Consider the following 2,961-nt stretch of genomic DNA (forward strand, 5'->3'; position numbering starts at 1 on the left):
AGGTTCACCCGAAGTGGAAGACGCCCTACATCGTCACCCTGTTCACCGGTATCGCGGTCGCCATCGCCGGCGCCCTGTTCCCGGTCGGCCAGCTGGCGGACATTTCGAACTCGGGCACCCTGTTCGCCTTCTTCATGGTGTCGCTGGCGGTGCTGATCCTGCGCGTGAAGGAGCCGAACCGTCACCGTCCGTTCAAGACGCCGCTGGTGTGGATCATCGCGCCGATCTCGGCCGCCGGCTGCGCCTTCCTGTTCTGGAATCTGCCGCACGACGCCAAGATGGTGCTGCCGATCTGGGGCGGCATCGGCCTGGTGATCTATTTCCTGTACGGCATCCGCAAGAGTCACATGCGCAAGGGCCATACCGAGGTCCATGAGCAGGACGCCGACATCCCGCCGCCGCCGGGCACGACCTGATCGCCGGCGGAAGACCACAAGACGAAGGCCCGGGAGCGATCCCGGGCCTTTTCCTTTGCGGCGGTCTCGCCTAGAGGCTTCAGCCTACCTATGCGGATGTGGCGGAACTGGTAGACGCACCAGATTTAGGTTCTGGCGCCGAGAGGCGTGGAGGTTCGAGTCCTCTCATCCGCACCATCCTTATCGGCCTATCGCTCGGGACGCGGTCCCTCGCTGCTTCAGGCCGGCTCAGTCCCAGCTCGGCCAGGTGCTCTCGCCCGTGGGCGCGGGCTGGACGCTGCCGTTGCCGAAGATCAGGTTGATCAGGGTTCCGATCTCCGTCCGCTGCGAGAGCCGCCAGCGCGCGTTGGACACCACCACCAGATCCCAATGGTCCGAGAGCCATCGGCTGTTGCCGAACTGATGCCAGTTCTCATGCTTGCCGGCGTCCAGTTCGCCGTTCTGGACGAGCGCGAAGGTCAGGTTGTCGGGGCTGGCCTGGGTGAGGCTGACCGACAGGCTGTAGACGTCGCCCAGGAGGGTCCCGCTGTCGTCGGCCCGGCCGTCCCAGACGTATTCTCCATTGCTGTGAACCGTCAGGGTCGAGGAGATCGCGACGTCGTTCAGGTCCATGTCGCTGCGGAAGGTCAGGGTCTCCGGACTGAGGACGTCCATCAGGGCCCGGAGCGACTTCGGATAGGTGGTCATTCCCGCCGTCTGGAAACGCTCTTCCACGCTCCCCGCCGACGTCCCGAACCGCAAGGCTGTGCGCACGCTGTCTTCCATCGCCGCGTCTCTCCTGCCGGCGTCGCCGACCGTGATCCGGTCGCCCTCGATGCGGGCTCGCCAACCGGCGAGCGGCATCATCACCCAAGGTTGCGATACGCACAACATTGTTAGGCCAGTCGGCTGATTTCATATTGTTCTTGATTTGTTCTTATTCTGCGGTACCGTCCGTCCATGGTCGAGATTGCGAAGGGGCGAGGTGCGAGGTCGAACGCGACCGGGCGCTACGAACCGGAAACGGTCGAGGCCTTCGATGACGGATGGACCGATCAGGACGCGGAGGCGGCGCCGCTGCGCACCACCCTGACGCCCGAGACGGCCCGGACGATCATCGCGCGCAACACCAGTCCGGACGTCGGTTTCGACCGGTCCATCAACCCCTACAAGGGCTGCGAACATGGCTGTATCTACTGCTACGCCCGTCCGTCCCATGCCTGGATGGGCCTATCCCCGGGCCTGGATTTCGAGAGCCGGCTCTTCTTCAAGCCCGGCGCAGCGGACCTGCTGGAACAGGAGCTCTGCAAGCCGCGATACGTCTGCAGGCGCATCCACATAGGCGGTAACACCGACCCCTATCAGCCCGTCGAGCGCGAGCTGAAGTCGACGCGGTCGATTCTCGAGGTCCTGCAGAGGTTCAGGCATCCGTTCAGCATTATCACCAAGTCGGTGCTGATCACGCGCGACGTGGACATCCTGGGGCCGATGGGGCGCGACGGGCTGGCTTCGGCCTTCGTCTCCATCACCACGCTTGACCGCAAGCTGGCGCGCGCGATGGAGCCGCGCGCCTCAACCCCTGCCAAACGGCTGGAGGCCGTCTCGCGGCTCGCCGAGGCGGGCGTGCCGGTGGGCGTCGGCTTCGCCCCGGTGATCCCGGGGCTTAACGACCACGAGCTTGAATCCATTCTGGAAGCGGCGGCCAAGGCCGGGGCGACCAGCGCCATGTATGTGACCCTGCGCCTGCCGCTGGAGATCAAGGATCTGTTCCGCGAATGGCTGGCGGACGCCCGGCCGGACCGGGCGGCGCGGGTCATGTCTCTGGTCCGCCAGACCCGGGGCGGCAGGGACTATGATCCCGACTGGTCGCAGCGCATGAAGGGCGCGGGCCCGGTGGCCGAACTGATCGGGACCCGCTTCCGCGCGGCTGTCAAACGCTACGGCCTGGACGGCCCGCGTCCGCTGCTGGACGAAAGCCGTTTCCGCGTTCCCGCCAGCGCCCGCAAGCAGGGCGACCTGTTCGACGCGGCCTGATCCAGCACGCTCACAGAGCGGTGGCCCGCCTCAGCCGAACACGAACCCTTCCACCTGCCCGCGATGGGTGGACGAGACCGGCGCCCGCGTTCCGTTCTTCAGAACCACCTCCAGCCGGCGCCCGCTGCGCGCCAGGCGGACGACCGCATCGGCGGCGACCCACCAGGAGCGGTGCACCTGGAGGCCCGGATAGTCCTTCAGTTCGCCGAGCGCGTCGCGCATCCGCATCAGGATCAGGGCCTCGCCGTTGCGCGTGGTGACGCGCAGATAGTGGTCCTCCATGCGGATGCAGACCAACTCGCCCGCGACGCCGGGCGGCAGGCGCGAGAGGAAGCGCACGCCCGGTTTGGCCACGGCCTTCACCGGTTCCGCCCGGCGGCTGGCGGCCAGCTGCAGCAGGCTGATCCCGCCGACGATCAGGGCCGTCACCAGGCAGACGGAGACATAGGTCGCCGTCAGGGTGAGAAACCCGCCGACGAAGGGCGCCTCGGCCACGTCGGAGCGTCCGAACAGCGGGGCGATGACGGCGGCC

The 2,961-nt window shown here is 66.9% G+C and carries 4 protein-coding genes and 1 tRNA gene; 3 read left to right on the top strand and 2 right to left on the bottom strand.

Going from position 1 to position 2,961, the window contains the following annotated elements; all coding sequences use genetic code 11:
• Together Q0C81_RS17785 and Q0C81_RS17790 are read left to right on the top strand one after the other, a co-directional pair.
• Positions 1–416: APC family permease (locus Q0C81_RS17785; RefSeq protein WP_291841105.1), on the top strand; the 416-nt coding region annotated here is incomplete at its 5' end.
• 92 nt (positions 417–508) lie between these two features.
• Positions 509–593 (top strand) — tRNA-Leu (locus tag Q0C81_RS17790).
• Positions 594–644: 51 nt separating this feature from the next.
• Here the strand turns inward: Q0C81_RS17790 and Q0C81_RS17795 are convergent.
• Positions 645–1,262 (bottom strand): hypothetical protein, encoded by a 618-nt coding sequence (locus tag Q0C81_RS17795; RefSeq protein ID WP_291841107.1) that lies wholly within the window; start codon positions 1,260–1,262, stop codon positions 645–647.
• A gap of 93 nt (positions 1,263–1,355) precedes the next feature.
• Here Q0C81_RS17795 and Q0C81_RS17800 point away from each other — a divergent pair, with 93 nt between their 5' ends.
• Positions 1,356–2,429: a PA0069 family radical SAM protein gene (locus Q0C81_RS17800; protein ID WP_291841109.1), complete on the top strand. Its 1,074-nt coding sequence runs from the start codon at positions 1,356–1,358 to the stop codon at positions 2,427–2,429.
• Between the two features lie 30 nt (positions 2,430–2,459).
• Here the strand turns inward: Q0C81_RS17800 and Q0C81_RS17805 are convergent.
• A partial coding sequence (locus tag Q0C81_RS17805) for a LytTR family DNA-binding domain-containing protein (protein ID WP_291841111.1) occupies positions 2,460–2,961 on the bottom strand: 502 nt, incomplete at its 5' end.

This window comes from Brevundimonas sp., from assembly GCF_023259385.1.
GTDB lineage: Bacteria > Pseudomonadota > Alphaproteobacteria > Caulobacterales > Caulobacteraceae > Brevundimonas.

Coding starts and splice junctions, on each gene's coding strand:
- Q0C81_RS17800 (WP_291841109.1), top strand. CDS start 1,356: ATGGTCGAGATTGCGAAGGGGCGAGGTGCGAGGTCGAACGCGACCGGG.
- Q0C81_RS17795 (WP_291841107.1), bottom strand. CDS start 1,262: ATGATGCCGCTCGCCGGTTGGCGAGCCCGCATCGAGGGCGACCGGATC.